Genomic DNA, 16,133 nt, shown 5'->3' with positions numbered 1-16,133 from the left:
TGTGCTAGAATTTTGTCGGGAGGGGAGGGTGCGCTTGAAATGTCCGATCTGTGCGCAGGAGTATGACGGCGTGGAGTGCGCCAGCTGCGGCTACCGCTCCACAGAGCCGAAGGAGCAGGGGGAGGCTTTCTCCTGCCCGGGCTGCGGCGCGGCGGGCAGGGGCGCGTTCTGCCAGTACTGCGGCGGCCCGGCCCCGAAAAAGGAAGTGCGGCCCGCAACGAAGGAAGCGGAGCAGCCCCCGGCAAAGGGCGTTTACTCCTGTCCGAACTGCGGGACCAAAAGCACCGGGCGTTTTTGCTCGAACTGCGGGTTCGCCATCGACGCCATCTCCCCGCCAGAGCCGGTCCCGCCGGCGCGCCCGTAAAAAACGTCTATACCGCGCGGGAAAACGTGCATAAACCCGCGGCGCCCGCGCTTATGATTAGCAGGAGGAACCGGTGGTCCGCCTTCGTCCTCTGCCTGTTTGCGGGCGGTTTTGGCTTCCACAGGTTTTATGTGGGCAAGACCGGGACCGGGCTGTTATACTTCTTCACCGGAGGCCTGTTCCTGGCCGGCTGGATCTGCGACCTGATCTGTATTTTGACCGGCATATTCAGGGACGGTGAAGGGAAATATCTGAAGTAGAAACGTTGAACGCGGGAGGAGGGCCAAACCTTGGCCTTCCTCCCAATATCTTGTGCGTAGGCGGTCGGAAAGGAGAGAGCGTGTGGCAAGGGATATCTGTGCGGTGGCGCTGGCGGGCGGCGGCTCGCGGGGGGCCTATCAGGCGGGGGTCTACCAGGCTTTGCAGGAGTGCGGGATCGGGTTCCAGATCGTGACCGGCACCTCGGTGGGCGCGCTCAACGGCGCGATGATGGTGCAGGGGGACCTCGGGGAGATGCTCACCCTCTGGCAGAGGATCACCGCGCAGGACGTGGCCAACGTGGACATCGACAAGGCGATGATGAGCCCGGTGGCGGGCGCGGTCTACGCCGAGTTTTTAAAGAAGGCGGTGCGCAGCGGCGGGGTGGATATCTCGGGGCTCGAGGCCCTCATGCGCGCGGTGGTGGACGAGGAGCGCTTCTTTCGCTCCCCCACCGACTTCGGGCTGGTGACGGTGGAGTATCCCTCCCTGCATCCGGTGGTGATGAAAAAGCGGGACATCCCGCGCGGGAGGCTCTGCGACTACCTGATCGCCTCGGCCTCCTGCTTCCCCGCCTTCCCGGTCCACCAGATCGGCGAGAGCCGGTTCATCGACGGCTCCTATCACGACTACCTGCCGATCAACGTGGCGGTGGAGCTGGGGGCCACCCGGGTGATCGCGGTGGATCTCGAGGCGGTCGGGCTGCGCCAGCGCCCGAGGATTGCGCCGGAAAACCTGACCATGATCCGGCCCTCCCACCCGCTCGGACCCTTTTTGATGTTCGAGCCGGACAGTGCGCGGCGCAACATCCGCCTGGGCTACCTCGATGCGCTGCGCGCCTTCGGCAAGGCCGAGGGCGGCTGGCTGACCTTCCGCGCGGGGGAGATCGAGGCGCTGCGGCAGCGGCTGCACCCAATGCTGGAGCAGGCCGCGCAGCTGCTCGGCGAGCCGGACGGGGAATCCCTCTGGCGGCTGCTCTTCGAGCGGCAGCTGCAGCAGATCCGCCAGAGGGAGGGCGACTGGTTCGAGCGCGCGGTGCTCGACCTGGGGGAGTGGTACGCGCTGGACGACGAGGCGCTCTACACCGCCGACGGCTTTTGCTATGAGCTGCTGCTGCGCTTCAACGCCGGGGAGGCGGGCGAGAGCGCGGAGATCGCCGAGGTGCTCTCCCGGGCGGGCAGCGCGGTCCAGCTCGCGCAGCAGGCCGCCGAGTTCGGCCACCAGCGGCTGGTGGCGCACCTCTACGCGGGGATCCGTGACTTTTCCTATGGGCACGGCGAGCGCGGGGCGCTTTGCCGGGGGGCGGCCGTGCTGCAGCGCGAGGCGGCGTGCGCCATGCTGCTCTTCGCGCTCAAGCGCACCCTGGCGCAGGAAATATAAGAAGACATAAAGAGATTGGCCCGGCCCCCTTGCGGGCCGGGCTGTAAAAATGTTATAATTTGATTGTCTTTGAGCGCACTGCCTTTGTTGAAATTTTAGTACCTTAGGGGGTCGTATTGATATGGATGTCCAGGACATTAAGAAAATTCTGAACGCGACGGTTTACTGCGGGGAGGAATTCCTCGAGCGCGAGGTACATACCGCCTGCGGTTCCGACATGATGAGCGACGTGCTCGCCTTCGTCAAGGACCAGTCGGTGCTGCTCACCGGGCTGGTCAACTCCCAGGTGGTGCGCACCGCCGAGATGATGGACATGGTCTGTATCGTCTTCGTGCGGGGCAAGCGCCCGGACGAGACGATGATCACACTGGCCAAGGACTACGGGATCGTCCTGATGAGCACCGGACTGCGCATGTTCACCGCCTGCGGCCTGCTCTATGAAAACGGGCTGAAAGGCGGGTGCAACGCCTAGTGTCGGAGCCAATCAAATTATCCTATCACGTCCCGGGGGATGACTTCACCCGCGCGGGCGAGGCTTCCAGCGCGGTCAAAAAGACCCTGAAAAAGCTGGGCGTCCATCCCGATGTGGTGCGCCGGGTGGCCATCGCGATGTATGAGGGCGAGATCAACATGGTGATCCACGCCCACGGCGGGGAGATCGAGGTGGAAATCCATCCCGACATCGTCAAGATGGAGCTGCGGGACACCGGCCCCGGGATCGAGGACATCTCCTTGGCCATGCAGGAAGGGTACTCCACCGCGCCCGACGAGGTGCGCAACCTCGGGTTCGGCGCGGGCATGGGATTGCCCAACATGAAAAAATACACCGACGACATGCGCATCGAAAGTGAGCTGGGCGTCGGCACCACCGTCTGGATGACGGTGAAGAACGAATAAAACGTGCGGGCGCGCCCCAGGCGGCGGGCCCTACGAAAGGGAAAAGGTGGGTGTTGCTTTGATGGAAAGCTATTTCCATTCAGTTACGCTCGACAGGGATGCGTGCAAGGGCTGCACGCACTGCGTGAAGCGCTGTCCGACCGAGGCCATCCGGGTGCGCGGCGGGAAGGCCAAGATCATCAGGGAGCGCTGCATCGACTGCGGGGAATGTATCCGGGTCTGCCCCCATCACGCAAAGCAGGCAATCTTCGACCCCCTCTCGGTGATCGACAGGTTCCAGTATAAAATCGCGCTGCCGCCGCCGGCGCTCTATGGGCAGTTCAACAATCTGGACGATGTGGACATCCTGCTCAACGCCCTGAAGATGATGGGCTTCGACGACGTGTTCGAGGTGGCGCGCGCCGCCGAGATCGTCTCGGACGCGACCAGGCGGATGATGAGCACCGGGCTGCTGCCCCGCCCGGTCATCTCCTCCGCCTGCCCGGCGGTGGTGCGCCTGATCCGGGTGCGCTTCCCCGAGCTGATCCATAATATCCTTCCCATCCACGCCCCCATCGAGGTGGCGGCGCGCATGGCCAAACGGGAGGCCGCGCAGCGCACCGGGCTGCCGGCCGATCAGATCGGCGCCTTCTTCATCTCGCCCTGCCCGGCCAAGGTCACGGCGGTGCGCATGCCGCTGGGCTCCAGGCGCTCGGCCGTGGACGGGGTGGTCGCGGTGCGGGACGTCTACCCCAAGCTGATCCATCTGATGAAGGAGGTCAGCCTCCCCGAGGAGATGGCCGGTTCGGGCCGCATGGGGATGGGCTGGGGCTCCTCGGGCGGCGAGGCGGCGGCCCTGCTCAATGAGCGCTACCTCGCGGCGGACGGGATCGAGAACGTGATCAGCGTTTTGGAGGATTTGGAGGACAACAAGTTTACCGACCTCGACTTCGTCGAGCTCAACGCCTGCAGCGCCGGGTGCGTGGGCGGGGTGCTCAACGTCGAGAACCCCTATATCGCCAAGGCCAAGCTGAAAAGGATCCGCAAGTACCGCCCGGTGAGCTGCAACCACATCGAGGACGAGGTCCCGCGCGAGGTGAAGTTCGACCAGGCGGTCGAATACCAGCCGGTGATGGAGCTCGACCCGGACATCCGGGTGGCGATGGAGAAGCTCGGGCGGATGCAGGCCATCGAGCAGAGCCTGCCCGGGGTGGACTGCGGCTCCTGCGGGGCGCCGACCTGCCGGGCGCTGGCCGAGGACGTGGTGCGCGGCTTCGCCAGCGAGGACGACTGCATCTACCGCCTGCGGGAGATGCGCGAGGCGATCGAACGGCTCCAGGAGAGCCAGAGCGCCATCAAGGAGTAGGAGGTCATTTCCATGAAACAGGTAAGCGAGCTGGCAAAGGCTCTGGGCTTCGAGGTCGTCTGCCCCGGGGAGGACCCGCACCGGGAGGTCAGCGGCGGGGTCTACTGCTGCGACCTGCTCTCGATCGCGATGGGCCGCGCCAGGAGCGACGGGGTCTGGGTGACGGTGATGGCCAACGTCAACGCGGTGGCGGTGGCGGTGCTCTGCGACGTGGCCTGCGTGGTGATCGCCGAGGGGATGGCGATCGACGAGACGACCAGGCAGAAGGCGGTTGACCAGGGGGTCTGCCTGCTGCACACCGACCTGCCCATCTACGACGCCGCCAAGGCGGCCGACCGGTTTTTGAGCGATGAAGCTTAGCTACGATTTACATATCCACTCCTGCCTCTCGCCCTGCGGGGACAACGACATGACGCCCAACAACATCGTCAACATGGCGATCCTCAACGGGCTTGACGTCATCGCGCTCACCGACCACAACTCCTGCAAGAACTGCCCGGCCTTTTTGGAGGCGGCGCAGCGCAGCGGGATTCTGGCCATCCCCGGCATGGAGCTGTGCACCAGTGAGGAAATCCACGTCGTCTGCCTCTTCCCGGAGCTCAGGCAGGCGATGGCTTTCGATCGGGAGGTCTACCAATACGTCCCGCCCATCAAAAACGACCCGCGTATCTTCGGCGAGCAGCTGATCCTGGACGGGGAGGATCGGCAGATCGGGCAGGAGGAGCGCCTGCTCATCAACGCTTCATCCATCCCGATCGACGGGGTGGGCCCGCTCGTTTCGCGCTTCGGCGGCTTCTGCTTCCCGGCGCATGTGGACAAGGACGCCTACAGCGTGCTCTCCAGCCTCGGGTTCATCCCGCCGGAATGCGGCTTCACCACGGTTGAGGTTAAAAATCCCGACCGTTTTTTTGCCGTGCCGGAGAACCTGCAAAAGATCAAGGGCATGCTGGCGGTGACCGATTCGGACGCGCATTATCTCTGGGACATCGCGGACGGGCAGCGTTTTCTGGACCCGCAGGCCTGCAGCGCGCGCAGCGTGCTGGAATACCTGCGCCGCGGCGGGGCATAATGGTTTTGTTCCTTTCTGTAGAAAAACAAAATTAGGGGTTGATTTCCCCGGAGAAATCCAGTATAATAATTAGGCGTGATAAAAAGCATGCGGTGGACAAGCCCGCCGCGCAAAAAAATTGAATAGCTGTATACGGAGATGTCGCCTAGCTGGTCGAGGGCGCACGACTGGAAATCGTGTAGGCGTCAAAAGCGTCTCGAGAGTTCGAATCTCTCCATCTCCGCCACAATCCCGCTTAGAGCCATTCTAAGCGGGATTTCTTTATTTAAAAGCCACTCACAATGATTAACGAACGTATAGGCGGGAACAGCGGCGCCGGCGGGATCGGGGTATTTGCTCCATCATTCGCTGCCCAACCTGCAAGGGCCAGCGGACCGCTCATATCGCTCAAAGACACGCCCACGCGCTTCCTGGATATCATGCCGGACGCGAGACATGTCGCGCGGGGCGGGGGCTCCTGGACCTCCGGGGAGTCTTCTGGCGCCGCCATGGCGTTTGATCCCATGCGCTTGCGGAAAACCATGCAAACGCGCTTCAACGCAGCTAAAAAACAGAACGGCGTAACCTCAATAGAGGTTACGCCGTTGAGGTCTGCCGCATTGCAGCGCAGCCCCTGGTTTCTTTTTACTGGAATTCACAGTGTGGGGCGCCGGGTCATGAAACACTTGATGACCCGATGGTCAGCGTCTCCTGGGCGGAGGTATAGCCCAACACGGAGGCGGAGAACCGGTAGGAGCCCGGCACCGTCAACGCGTTGGCCGTAATCGTCATCCTCGCTTCATTCCGTAAGAACCTTTCGATATTGATAGACGCGGCGGGCTCGCTGTCCCATGTGACGTTTAGGCTGGTAGCGTCCGGGACACCCTGCGCAGTGATGGTATACATTACGTTGTCGCCGATTCTATCCGTCATCGTGCCGCTCCCGCTGATGATAACCTGCCTACTCTGGACGGTGTACCAGTCGGAGCGGACGTTGCCGCTGGTATCCCCCTTACCCTCCACGCGCACCCGAACTTCATCCCCCGCCTTCACGTCGGTCCCGTCGATATAGAGCGAGGAATCCGTCTCGCCGCCGAGGGCGCTCATACCGCCGGATGTCCGCACGAACCACTGGTAGCCCGCGCGGCCGTACGGCCACGCATAGCGGTAGGACACCTGTGCGTTCACCGTCTTGCCCACACTCACGTCGCCGACAATGCTTACGCCGGTGATGTAGTTTCTATTATTGAGACTCTGGACGGTGTACCAGTCGGAGAAGGCGTTGCCGCTGGTATCCCCCTTGCCTTCCACGCGCACCCGAACTTCATCCCCCACCTTCACGTCGGTCCCGTCGATATAGAGCGAGGAATCCGTCTCGCCGCTGAGGGGATACACGCTGCCGGCGGATGTCCGCACGTACCACTGGTAGCCCGCGCGGCCGTACGGCCACGCGTAGCGGTAGGACACCTGTGCGTTCACCGTCTTGCCCACATTCATGTCGCCGACAATGCTTACGCCGGTGATGTAGTTTTCATCATCGCGGCGGTTACCGTCACTGCGGGAGGAGGACGGGCTTTCCGCCCTGCCGCCCGCGATCCGGTTCACTTGCGGGACGTTTGAGCCAAAGGTCGCTTTGAGGGCGGCTCCGCGATTGTTGAGTGATACCAGGCCGACCTCGGCGTTCCTCTGGAGTGAAGCTACTGCTGGTCCGTTCATCGCGACATGACCGGCTCGTCCGTAGATGAACGCCGTTCCAGAGAAGTTGAGGTTAAAGGTTTCCACGCTCGCATCGGATTTCAGGTAGAAGCGCGTATCACCGAGGGAGGCGTTGAGCGTGATCGTGTCGAAAGTGCCGGAGAGTGCAAGCTGAATACTCGTGCCCAACGCGATTTTGCGGTCGTCGCCATTTTTGTCCGTAAAGCGCACGCAGAGCTGCCCTGTAGGCTCATAGCGGTAGAAAGCAATGTCGAACCCTTCGCCGCCCACGGCGAAACTGCCGGTCTGGACGCCGCCCTGGCGGATGGTTAGCGTATCGCCGGAGAGGGTCAGAAAACAGATTTCAGCCTGTGGCTCCGGCAAGGCCGCAATCGCGCTGGAACCGAAAGCGCATACCATCATTACCGCTGTAAGCAGACACCACAGGCAACGCGTACTTCTTCTCATTTGAATCATTTTCATTGGCACCTCTTTTCAAATCGTTGCCCGCAGCGTATATCGCGGGACTGGCGTTTATTATCCATACAGCACTCCATTTCCAATTATAGTTTGGATTGCCGTCAATTTCCTTGTCATCCTCTCCGCCTTCCCCCCGTCTCGTGCCGTCGACACGGGCAGTGAATTCAGGAGCGGGAACAATGCCGCCAGCAAAGCAATCATTGGATTTGGAGAAGTCCTTTCAGTTTGTTAATAAATGCGTCATTTATCGCGCTGCGAATTTTTTAGTCAGACGCTTTCCACACACCGCGCGCTCCATCTGTAAAATTCTCCTGACTTCATTATAGGAAAAACCCCCTCGGATTTCAATAAGCTGGCCGGGACTTGCAATTTTTGGCCGAAAATAGCATTGACAAAATGGTCTTGACAGAGAAATAATTTCAGTGCTGGGGAAGGAGCCTTATTATTTGAAAGCCATGGCGTGGTCGAGGCTGGTAGTCACAAACACCAGGGCAACCTGCCGGTCCCTCTCCCAGATTTTTCCGGCGGTAGTAATGCCGGATACCCCCTCCACATGTCTGATCCAACGTCCTCACTCTTGTCATCCGTAAAGCTGGTGAACGTGTTGATATTTTCCAGCACCCGTGGCCCAGTAAACCGGTGCGGAGTTTTCCTTATCTCCCACGAGGCCGTTTTCAGCACCGATCACGCCTTCATAATCAGCTTGAGGGTAGCGGAACAGGATGCACTGAAATTTCACGCCGTCCCATATCATAAAAGTGGTCGATGTAACTTTATCCGGATGTTCCCCGGCAACAGAGCAGGCCGTTGACTAAAGTCAACGGCCTGCTCTTTACACCCCGACCCATTGTCCCGAGGAGGCGCTTTGGAAGGCGGCCTCGCAGAGCTCCATGTCCCGTGCCCCCGCCGCAAAGTCCGCGTAGTCCCGCCGCGTCCCGGGGTCCTTGAGCGATCGGTAAAACTGCTTAAACCCCTGGTAGAACGCCCCCGGAAACCCCTCGCCGTGCCCCGCCGGGTAGGAGATCAACTCCGCCGTCCCCCTATCGCAGTCCGACGGGTCCTTTTGCAGCAGCAGATTGCCCCCCTCCCGGCGCCCCAGCTCCAGCTGGTCCGGCCGTTCCAGCTCCCACTGCGCCGACTGTTTCGTCCCCGAGACCTGCAGCCGCAGGCTGTTCTTCCTCCCCGCGCACATCTGCGAGAAGTAAGCGCTCCCCACCGCTCCTCCCTCAAAACGCAGCAGCACGCTCGCCAGGTCCTCCGTCTCGACCGGCTCCTCAACGTACCCGGTATCCGGCCCCGCCTTCGCAAAGGTCGCAAGCTCCCCCTTCGCCCGCTTTCGCACCGGGTACCAGGTTTTAAACTGCGCCATCATGCCCGTGATCCGCTTCCCCGTCACATACTCCGCCAGGTCCAGCCAGTGCGAGCCAATGTCCGCCACCGTGCGCGTGCGCCCCGACTGCTCCTTCGACAGCCGCCAGCTGTAGTCCGTCTGGTAGAGCAGCCAGTCCTGCAAGTAGGCTCCGTCCACCGAGATGACCTCTCCCAGCTCCCCTCCCAGACAGAGGGTGCGCAGCCGGTGGGCCATGGGATAGAAGCGGTTGTGAAAGTTGACCATGTTGCCGTTCCCCCGCTCCTGCGCCAGCGCGGCGAGCTCGCGGGCTTCCTCCACCGTGCGGGTGAAGGGCTTCTCGCAGACGACGGCGAGCGAGCGCTCAATCGCCGCCTTGGCGATGGGATAATGCAGGTGGTTGGGGGTGCAGATATGCACCGCGTCTAAGGTCTCCTGAGCCAGAAGCTCCTCCCAGTCCTCGCACCAGAACGGGACATGGTAGCGGCCTGCGATCTCCTGCGCCCCCACCGGGGCGCAGACGGCGGCCACCTCCACCCCGGGCAGGCGGCGCAGCGCGTCGATATGCGCCATCCCGACGAAGCCCAGACCGATCACCCCGACTTGGCAGCGTTTCATCCTCATGCCTCCCTTCTAGCATTTCCCGGCGCGCAGAGTCGCCGTGGCGGTGCGCCCGATGCGCTCGCGGTCGATTTTCGCCCCCAGCCCGGGAGCCTTCGGGGCCGCTACCATCCCGTTTTTGTCCGGGCGCGGCTCGTCGAGCAGCCCGAAGCGCTGGCCGCAGTCGGGGAGCATCACCTCGTACCAACGGCAGTTCGGGATGGCCAGCGCCGCGTGCAGGTTGGCCACATTGTTGAGCGAATTCGCCCCGTGGTGGATGGCAAATTCCATCCCGAATGCCTCGGCCAGCTTGGCCGCCCCCAGCACCGGGGTCAGCCCACCCTTGACCGCCACGTCGCCGCGCAGGTAGTCGCTCGCCCCCTGCAGCAGCCAGGGGACGTATCCCTGCACCCCGTAGCCGGGATACTCGGTGGCCATCACCGGGATGTCGAGCTTTTGGCAGAGCTTTTGGTAGGAGGCCACGTCGTTTTCCGGCAGCGGGTCCTCGAACCACTCATAGCGCAGCTCCTCGAGAGAGCGGCCGGCCTGCAGCGCGCCCGCGTAGTCGTAGCTCCACATCGAGTCGAGCATCAGCGGGTACTCCTCCCCCGCCGCCGTGCGCACCGCGCGGCAGACGGCGATATCCTCCCGCCAATCCCTCGCCGGGGGATGGATCTTGTAGCCCTTCCAGCCCTCCTCCTTGCAGCGCAGCACCTCCTCGGTGTAGTCCTTTACCCCGGGCAGGGACTGGGAGCTGGCATAGGCCGCGACCTCCTCGCGGCATCCGCCGATCAGCCGGTAGAGCGGCAGCCCCGCCTTCTTGCCCGCCAAATCCCACAGCGCGATATCCACCGCGCCGACCGCGCGCCGGGTGGTGCGCCGCCGCTGCCGCCAGTCGTCGATCTTACGGTAGAGCTCCCCCCGCAGCAGCGGGTCCTGCCCCAGCAGCACCGGCGGCAGCGCCTCTATCAGGCTCCCCGCGTCCGCCGTGGCTGGGCAGACCGACGAGCCGAGGAAGGCGTTTCCCTCCATCCCCTCGTCGGTGTGGATGCGCAGCAGTCCCAGCTGCACCTCGCCAAAGCCGCTGCCGTAGGCCGCGTCCGAAAGCCCTTGCAGCCCCTCCCAGGGGAAGAGGGTCAGGGACATCCCGGTGATCTTCATCGCGCCGCCTCCTTTTGAAACAGCCCCTTCATCCCTTGCAGAGTGGCGGTGCCCTGCTTGACCAGGAATTCTTCGTCCCCGCCCACCGAGATCAGCCGCGCGCCCCGCGCCATCCATTCCTCCACAATCTCCGGCATGTATCCCATCGACACTCCGAACGGCCGCCCGTCCGCGCGGCACTTCTCCCCGATCTCGTCGAGCAGCCCCAGCAGCTGCGGATCGCGCAGCTGCCCGATCTTCCCGATCGAGGCCGACAGGTCCATCATCCCCACCACAAACGCGTCGATCCCCGGCACGCTGAGGATCTCATCCAGGTCGCGCACCGCGTCGATGTGCTCGAGCTGCGCGATCACCCAGGTCTTCTTCGCCTGCTCGAAGTACTCCTCCATCGGGGTGAGCCCGTAGCGGATCGCCCGCCCCGGCGCATAGCCACGGATCCCTTCGGGCGGGTATTTGCAGGCCGCCACCGCGGCCGCCGCCTCCTTCGCCGTACGGATGAAGGGGAAGATCACCCCGTCCACCCCGATCTCCAGCACAGGCTTTACCAGCACCGGGTCGTTCCAGGGCACGCGGTAGAAGGCCGCCGCGCCGTTCGCCTGCGCGGCGCGCACCTGCGCGGCCACCATGTCGAGCGTCAGGGCGCTGTGCTCCCCGTCGATCCAGATATAGTCGTACCCCTCCATCGCGAACAGCTCGCTGAAGCTCGCCTCCCGCCATTTCACATGCGTCCCGATGGCCAGGCCACCGTTTTCCAGCTTCTTCTTTAATTCGTCAATTCGGAACATTTCGTCCCCTCCTTCTTGCTCAGACCCTCTCGGGGGTCAGGCCCCCGATCAGGCGGCAGGCCTCCCGCAGGGGTTCGGCCCAGTCGCCGTGGATGGCCGCGATGTGGTGGATGTACGGCCCGCAGACCAGCTTGCGCTCCCAGGCGGGCCAATCGTTCGTCTCGATCCAGAGGTAGTTCCCGCCGGTGGGCGGCCCGTCGGTGCCCGCGGCGTTCTCGACAAAGAGGCGGTAATCCCCCCGCTCGTCGTCGAACCGGCAGAGGGTCAGCGTGCCGCCCCGCAGCTCGTATTGCCCTTTGCAGTCCACCACCGCCGGCATGACCCCGGACTCGCACAGCGATTTCGGGAAGGGCCCGCAGTGCCAGAGCAGCTCGGCGTTGTCGTTTTGCGGATGCCGGATGGTCAGGTCGGCCAGGAAGGGCACCCCCTCCCCCCGGCTGACGGCGTAGAGCAGGGCCGCCGAGACCGCGCCGTGGATGTCGCACTCGCAGGCGACGGGCAGGCCCTTTTCGGCGGTGTCGCCGTTGGCGAAGCAGGGCACGATCCCCAGCATATCCGGGAAGGTGTGCCAGCAGTCGGCCGCCAGCGCGTCGAGGTTGTAGCGCCTCGCCAGACGCAGATAGGCGCACTCGAGCGCCGCGATCTTGTCGAGCTGTCCGCCGTCTATGGCCGAGCAGTCGGCCTTTTCCGAGATGTCCTGCACGACGGCGTCAAACTCCCCGTCCCGCGCGCGCAGCACGTCCTGGACCTCTTCGAGCACCTCGGCCCCGGTGATGGCTACCACGTCGATCCCAAAGCGTTCCAACAGCCGGTTTTCGTCCACCCGCACGCTCAAAAACTGCCGCGGGCGCACGCTGAGCTGCCCCACCCGCAGCGCGCGCAGCCGCCGGGCCGCGGTGGCGGCGCCCAGGAAGTCCCGGATTCCCTTTTCCAGCTTCGGGCTGTCCAGCCAGCAGTTTTCGATGTAGGAAAAGGGGATTCCCCGGCGGCTCAGCGCCTTGCCGCTGACGAACAGGCCGCACTGGGTATCGGTGTGGCGGGTGGCATAATTTTCTGGCGGCGCGTCGTCGCGCGCTCCCCACAGCAGGGTGGGAACCCCCAGCGCGGCGGCGAGCTTCGCCACCGCCTCCTCCTGCCCGAAGTTAACGTGCGGCAGGAACAGCGCGTTGACCCCGCGCTCGCGAAAGCGGCGCACCACCGCGTCGATCTCGCCGAGGTCCATCAGCAGCCCGTCCTCGCAGACCCCTTCAAGGTCCACCACCTCGAGATCGGGTATTTTACCGAAGATTTCATAGAGCCCGGGCATCACCTTCGCCTTGCTCTCGAGCGCGTATTCGCGCGGCGGGAAAACGTCCCGCCGGGTCGGGGCGACGCCGAGCACTACTTTATAATCACCAAACAACGGATACACCCTTTCTTGTCCTAAATGATCCACTCACGGGGGTCTGTGACCCCCATGATTGCGCACTGGCGCCTTCGGCGACCCCCATGATTGCGCATATCGGGCGCGCTAGCGCACGTAGCGGATCGCAACCGTTTTCTCCTGAGACATGGTCAGCAGGCTGTAGCGTCCGCCTTCGCGCCCGAGGCCGCTCATCTTGTAGCCGCCGAACGGGATTTCCAGCCCGCGCCAGGTCGAGCAGCCGTTTAGCACCACCGTACCAGCCTGCAGCTTTGAGGCCACCCGCAGCGCCCGGATCATATCCCCGCTCATGCACCCGGCGTTGAGGCCGTAGCTGGTCTGGTTGGCGAGTGCGAGCGCCTCCTCCTCGGTATCGAAACCGATGATCGGGAAGACCGGCCCGAAGATCTCCATGTCCTTGGCCACGTCCATGTCCGGGGTCACGTCCACGAGCACCGCCGGGGTGAGGAAGGCGCCCTTGCGCTCCCCGCCGTAGAGGAGCTTCGCCCCCTGGCGCACCGTATGGGCGATCTGCTCCTCGACCTCCTTGGCCGCGCGCTCGTTGATCAAGGTGCCAACGTCGGTCGCCGGGTCGGCCGGGTCTCCGGTTTTAAAGCCCGTGAGCCACTGGACCAGTTTCCCTGCAAAGGCGTCCTTGACCGAGTTGTGGACGATGTAACGCTTGGAGGCGCAGCAGGTCTGCCCGCAGTTGCGCAGGCGCATCCAGCACTCCTGCACCGCGTGGCCCAGGTCCGCGTCCCCGAAGATGATGAACGGGTCGTTGCCGCCCAGCTCCATGATCATCCGGTGCAGATAGGGCGCCGAATTGCGGCAGATTTCGATCCCCACCTCGGTCGAACCGGTGAAGGAAATTGCGTCCACCTTCTCTGAGCGCACCACCATGTCCCCCACGTCCGCCCCATGGCCGGTGACGATCTGGGCAACGTCGCCCGGAACGCCGGCCTCGATCAGCAGCTCGGTGTAGCGGATTAGCGAGAGGGTCACGTCGGTCGGCGGCTTGATGACCACGCTGTTGCCCATGACCAGCGCGGCGGCCACCTTCTGGGTCAGGGTGTCGAAGGGGAAGTTGAAGGGTGCTATGCACGCCACCACCCCCAACGGCTCGTAGCGGGTGAACTGCACGTCGCCCATGCAGCCGGCCGCCGACAGGTCCATAAAGGAGCTGCCGGCGAGATGCCGCGCCTCCTCGCAGAGGTTTTTAAAGATTTCCACCGTCACATCCAGGTCCTCGCCGCACTGCCGGATCGGCTTGCCCATCTCGGCGCAGAGCAGCGCGCACAGCTCGTCCCGGTGCGCCTCAAAGACCCGCGGCACGTTTTCCAAAACCGCCGTGCGCGCGTCCATCGACATCGCGCCCCAGCGCTCCGCCCCCTGCCGCGCCAGCGTGAGGCAGCGCTCCACATCCTCTTTCCCGGCGCTCGGGAAGGTGCCGATCACCTCGCCCGTCGCGGGATTAATCGCATTGAGCACCTCCCCGCCCGCCGCCGGACATTTCTTTCCACCGATAAGCATTTCCATCTTCGTTTCTCCCTTCTGTTCTCTAGGCTTTGTTTTGGCTGCCGAACAGGGCGATCTTGTGCATCGCCTCGTCATGCACCGCCCGCTGCACCTCGGCGCAGAGCTCCAGGTAATTAAGCCCCGCGGCCCGCTGGCGCACCCGTCCGATCGCCGCCTGCGCCAGGTCGGTGTGGATGTTGACCTTGCAAATCCCACGCTGCACACAGGCGTGAAACTGCCCATCCGTCAGGCCCGACCCGCCGTGGAGCACCAGCGGCTTGTCGGTGGCGGCGGCGATCCGTTCCAGTACGTCGAGACGCAGGTTCGGCACCGCCGTATAGACCCCGTGCGCCGTCCCGATCGAGACGGCCAGCGCGTCCACCCCGGTACGCGCGAGGAACTCGCCCGCCTCCTGCGGGTCGGTGTAGGCCGCGCCGTCGTTTTGCACGGCGCCCACCGAGACGTGCCCGAGCTCGCTCTCCACCGAAATCCCCTTCGGGCGGCAGAGTCCAACCGCCCTTTTCGTCTGCGCGATGTTCTCCTCCAGCGGGAGGTTGGAAACATCGAGCATCACCGAGGTGTAACCCGACTTTACCGCCCGCTCGATGAGCGAGAGGTCGAAGGCGTGGTCGAGGTGGATGCACACCGGGATATGGTAGCGCTCTGCCACCGAGCGCACCATGCCCGGGAACTCCTCGAGCTTCATCACCGGCGAGAAGCCCTCGCCGTAGGCCACGATCAGGGGCGAGCGGGCCTCCTCGGCCGCCGCGAGCACCCCGTGCAGCATGGACAGGTCGAACACGTTCATGTGCGGCACGGCATAATGCCCCGCCCGCGTCCCCTCAAGGATTTCAGAAAGCGTTACCAGTTTCATCTTCGTTACTCCCCTTCATCAGTTTCATCGCCTGTTCGAGGTCCTTAAGACCGCCCGCGGCGCCGTGCGCCGTGGTGGACAGGGCCCCCGCCGCCGCGGCCAGCCGCGCGCATTGCCTATCGCTCCAGCCGAAGGACAGCCCCGCCAAAAAACCGGCCACGAAGTTGTCCCCCGCGCCCACGGTGTCCACGACCGGGACCGGGTAGGCGGGGACCATGAGCTCCCGTCCCCCCGCCGCCAGCAGGCAGCAGCGGGAGCCCGCTTAGCGGCGCGCGCCGAGCTTTAAGACCACCCCGCGCGCCCCCGCCGCTTGCAGGGCGCGCGCCGCTAAGCGCGGCTCCCGCTCCCCGGTGAGCACCGACGCCTCGCCGATACTCGGCAAAAACCAATCCAGCTGCCGGATCACCGGCAGCAGCTGGGCCGTCATCTCATTTTGGTCGTAGTCCCCCGGCGGCAGTACGGCGTCCGCCGCGGTGAGCACGCCCTGCGCCCTGGCCCGGCGGCAGACCTCCCCAAGGCCCGGAAAGTCCATCCCCGAATGGGGCATGAGGCTGCCGATGCAAAACACCTTGGCGCGCGCGATCATCCCCTCGTCGAGCATGTCGGCCTGCAGCGCGTTGCCGCCGCTCTGGAAGGACCAGAACCGGTGCTCCCCGCCGGGGAGCAGGTTGACGGCCGACAGGGTGGTTCGCCCACCGCGGCGCACCGCACCGACGTCCACGCCGGCACGGCGCAGCAGAGTCAGCAGCAGCTCGCCGCCGAGGTCCTCCCCCAGCTGGCCAAGGAAGCCCACCGATACCCCGAGCCGGCGCAGGGCCAGCGCTTCGTTGAGCGCGTCCCCGCCGGGGGCGAGGGAGGCGTCGCGCAGCGGGCCGTCATGCTCCAGCATGGGCGGGCGCACCGTGTCGAGCAGCACATCCACCACCGCGTGGCCCGCGCAGACCACCTGCAATTTTTCTTCCATCTCCGACACCTTCT

General features: G+C 64.2%; 15 protein-coding genes, 1 tRNA gene and 1 pseudogene. 9 read left to right on the top strand and 8 right to left on the bottom strand.

The genetic code is table 11. The features are described 5' to 3' along the window. Positions 1–34: 34 nt before the first annotated feature. The 9 genes from B5477_RS04415 to B5477_RS04375 all read left to right on the top strand — a co-directional run bounded on the left by B5477_RS04415 (position 35) and on the right by B5477_RS04375 (position 5,539). Positions 35–364: a hypothetical protein gene (locus tag B5477_RS04415; protein ID WP_079698605.1), complete on the top strand. Its 330-nt coding sequence runs from the start codon at positions 35–37 to the stop codon at positions 362–364. 53 nt (positions 365–417) lie between these two features. Further along, positions 418–624 (top strand): TM2 domain-containing protein, encoded by a 207-nt coding sequence (locus B5477_RS04410; protein WP_079698604.1) that lies wholly within the window; start codon positions 418–420, stop codon positions 622–624. Between the two features lie 82 nt (positions 625–706). Continuing rightward, on the top strand, positions 707–2,002 hold the full coding sequence (locus B5477_RS04405) for a patatin-like phospholipase family protein (RefSeq protein WP_159448926.1): 1,296 nt from the start codon (positions 707–709) through the stop codon (positions 2,000–2,002). Positions 2,003–2,123: 121 nt separating this feature from the next. Next, positions 2,124–2,474, top strand: a complete 351-nt coding sequence (locus tag B5477_RS04400; RefSeq protein ID WP_079698602.1) for a DRTGG domain-containing protein — start codon at positions 2,124–2,126, stop codon at positions 2,472–2,474. Then, positions 2,474–2,899 (top strand): ATP-binding protein, encoded by a 426-nt coding sequence (locus B5477_RS04395; RefSeq protein ID WP_079698601.1) that lies wholly within the window; start codon positions 2,474–2,476, stop codon positions 2,897–2,899. Before B5477_RS04400 ends, B5477_RS04395 begins: the two co-directional genes overlap by 1 nt. Positions 2,900–2,960: 61 nt before the next feature. Then, complete coding sequence (locus tag B5477_RS04390) at positions 2,961–4,244, top strand: [Fe-Fe] hydrogenase large subunit C-terminal domain-containing protein (RefSeq protein ID WP_079698600.1); 1,284 nt, start codon at positions 2,961–2,963, stop codon at positions 4,242–4,244. Positions 4,245–4,256: 12 nt separating this feature from the next. Continuing rightward, positions 4,257–4,604, top strand: coding sequence for a DRTGG domain-containing protein (locus B5477_RS04385; RefSeq protein WP_079698599.1), 348 nt, complete (start codon positions 4,257–4,259; stop codon positions 4,602–4,604). Beyond that, positions 4,594–5,313, top strand: coding sequence for a PHP domain-containing protein (locus B5477_RS04380; RefSeq protein ID WP_079698598.1), 720 nt, complete (start codon positions 4,594–4,596; stop codon positions 5,311–5,313). Before B5477_RS04385 ends, B5477_RS04380 begins: the two co-directional genes overlap by 11 nt. Before the next feature lie 134 nt (positions 5,314–5,447). Next, positions 5,448–5,539: transfer RNA gene (locus B5477_RS04375), tRNA-Ser, on the top strand. A 428-nt stretch (positions 5,540–5,967) separates the two neighbouring features. Here B5477_RS04375 and B5477_RS04370 read toward each other — a convergent pair. The 8 genes and pseudogenes from B5477_RS04370 to B5477_RS04330 all read right to left on the bottom strand — a co-directional run bounded on the left by B5477_RS04370 (position 5,968) and on the right by B5477_RS04330 (position 16,119). Continuing rightward, on the bottom strand, positions 5,968–7,470 hold the full coding sequence (locus B5477_RS04370) for a hypothetical protein (protein WP_143533538.1): 1,503 nt from the start codon (positions 7,468–7,470) through the stop codon (positions 5,968–5,970). 829 nt (positions 7,471–8,299) lie between these two features. Then, entirely contained in the window at positions 8,300–9,433 is a 1,134-nt protein-coding gene (locus B5477_RS04365; RefSeq protein ID WP_159448925.1) for a Gfo/Idh/MocA family protein, read from the bottom strand. Positions 9,434–9,448: 15 nt separating this feature from the next. After that, complete coding sequence (locus B5477_RS04360) at positions 9,449–10,576, bottom strand: enolase C-terminal domain-like protein (RefSeq protein WP_079698595.1); 1,128 nt, start codon at positions 10,574–10,576, stop codon at positions 9,449–9,451. Next, on the bottom strand, positions 10,573–11,361 hold the full coding sequence (locus tag B5477_RS04355; RefSeq protein WP_079698594.1) for an HpcH/HpaI aldolase family protein: 789 nt from the start codon (positions 11,359–11,361) through the stop codon (positions 10,573–10,575). The genes B5477_RS04360 and B5477_RS04355 overlap by 4 nt, the downstream gene beginning before the upstream one ends. Positions 11,362–11,380: 19 nt before the next feature. After that, positions 11,381–12,772 (bottom strand): L-fucose/L-arabinose isomerase family protein, encoded by a 1,392-nt coding sequence (locus B5477_RS04350; protein WP_159448924.1) that lies wholly within the window; start codon positions 12,770–12,772, stop codon positions 11,381–11,383. A 99-nt stretch (positions 12,773–12,871) separates the two neighbouring features. Beyond that, positions 12,872–14,302, bottom strand: a complete 1,431-nt coding sequence (locus B5477_RS04345; RefSeq protein ID WP_159448923.1) for an aldehyde dehydrogenase family protein — start codon at positions 14,300–14,302, stop codon at positions 12,872–12,874. A gap of 22 nt (positions 14,303–14,324) precedes the next feature. Beyond that, entirely contained in the window at positions 14,325–15,155 is an 831-nt protein-coding gene (locus B5477_RS04340) for a class II fructose-bisphosphate aldolase (protein WP_079698591.1), read from the bottom strand. Further along, positions 15,133–16,119 (bottom strand): annotated as a pseudogene (locus B5477_RS04330) (carbohydrate kinase family protein). The gene B5477_RS04340 and the pseudogene B5477_RS04330 overlap by 23 nt, the downstream one beginning before the upstream one ends. Between the last annotated feature and the right edge of the window lie 14 nt (positions 16,120–16,133).

The organism is Provencibacterium massiliense, from assembly GCF_900169495.1.
Classification (GTDB): Bacteria; Bacillota; Clostridia; order Oscillospirales; family Ruminococcaceae; genus Harryflintia; species Harryflintia acetispora.
This window is presented reverse-complemented; position numbering and strand designations above follow the sequence as displayed.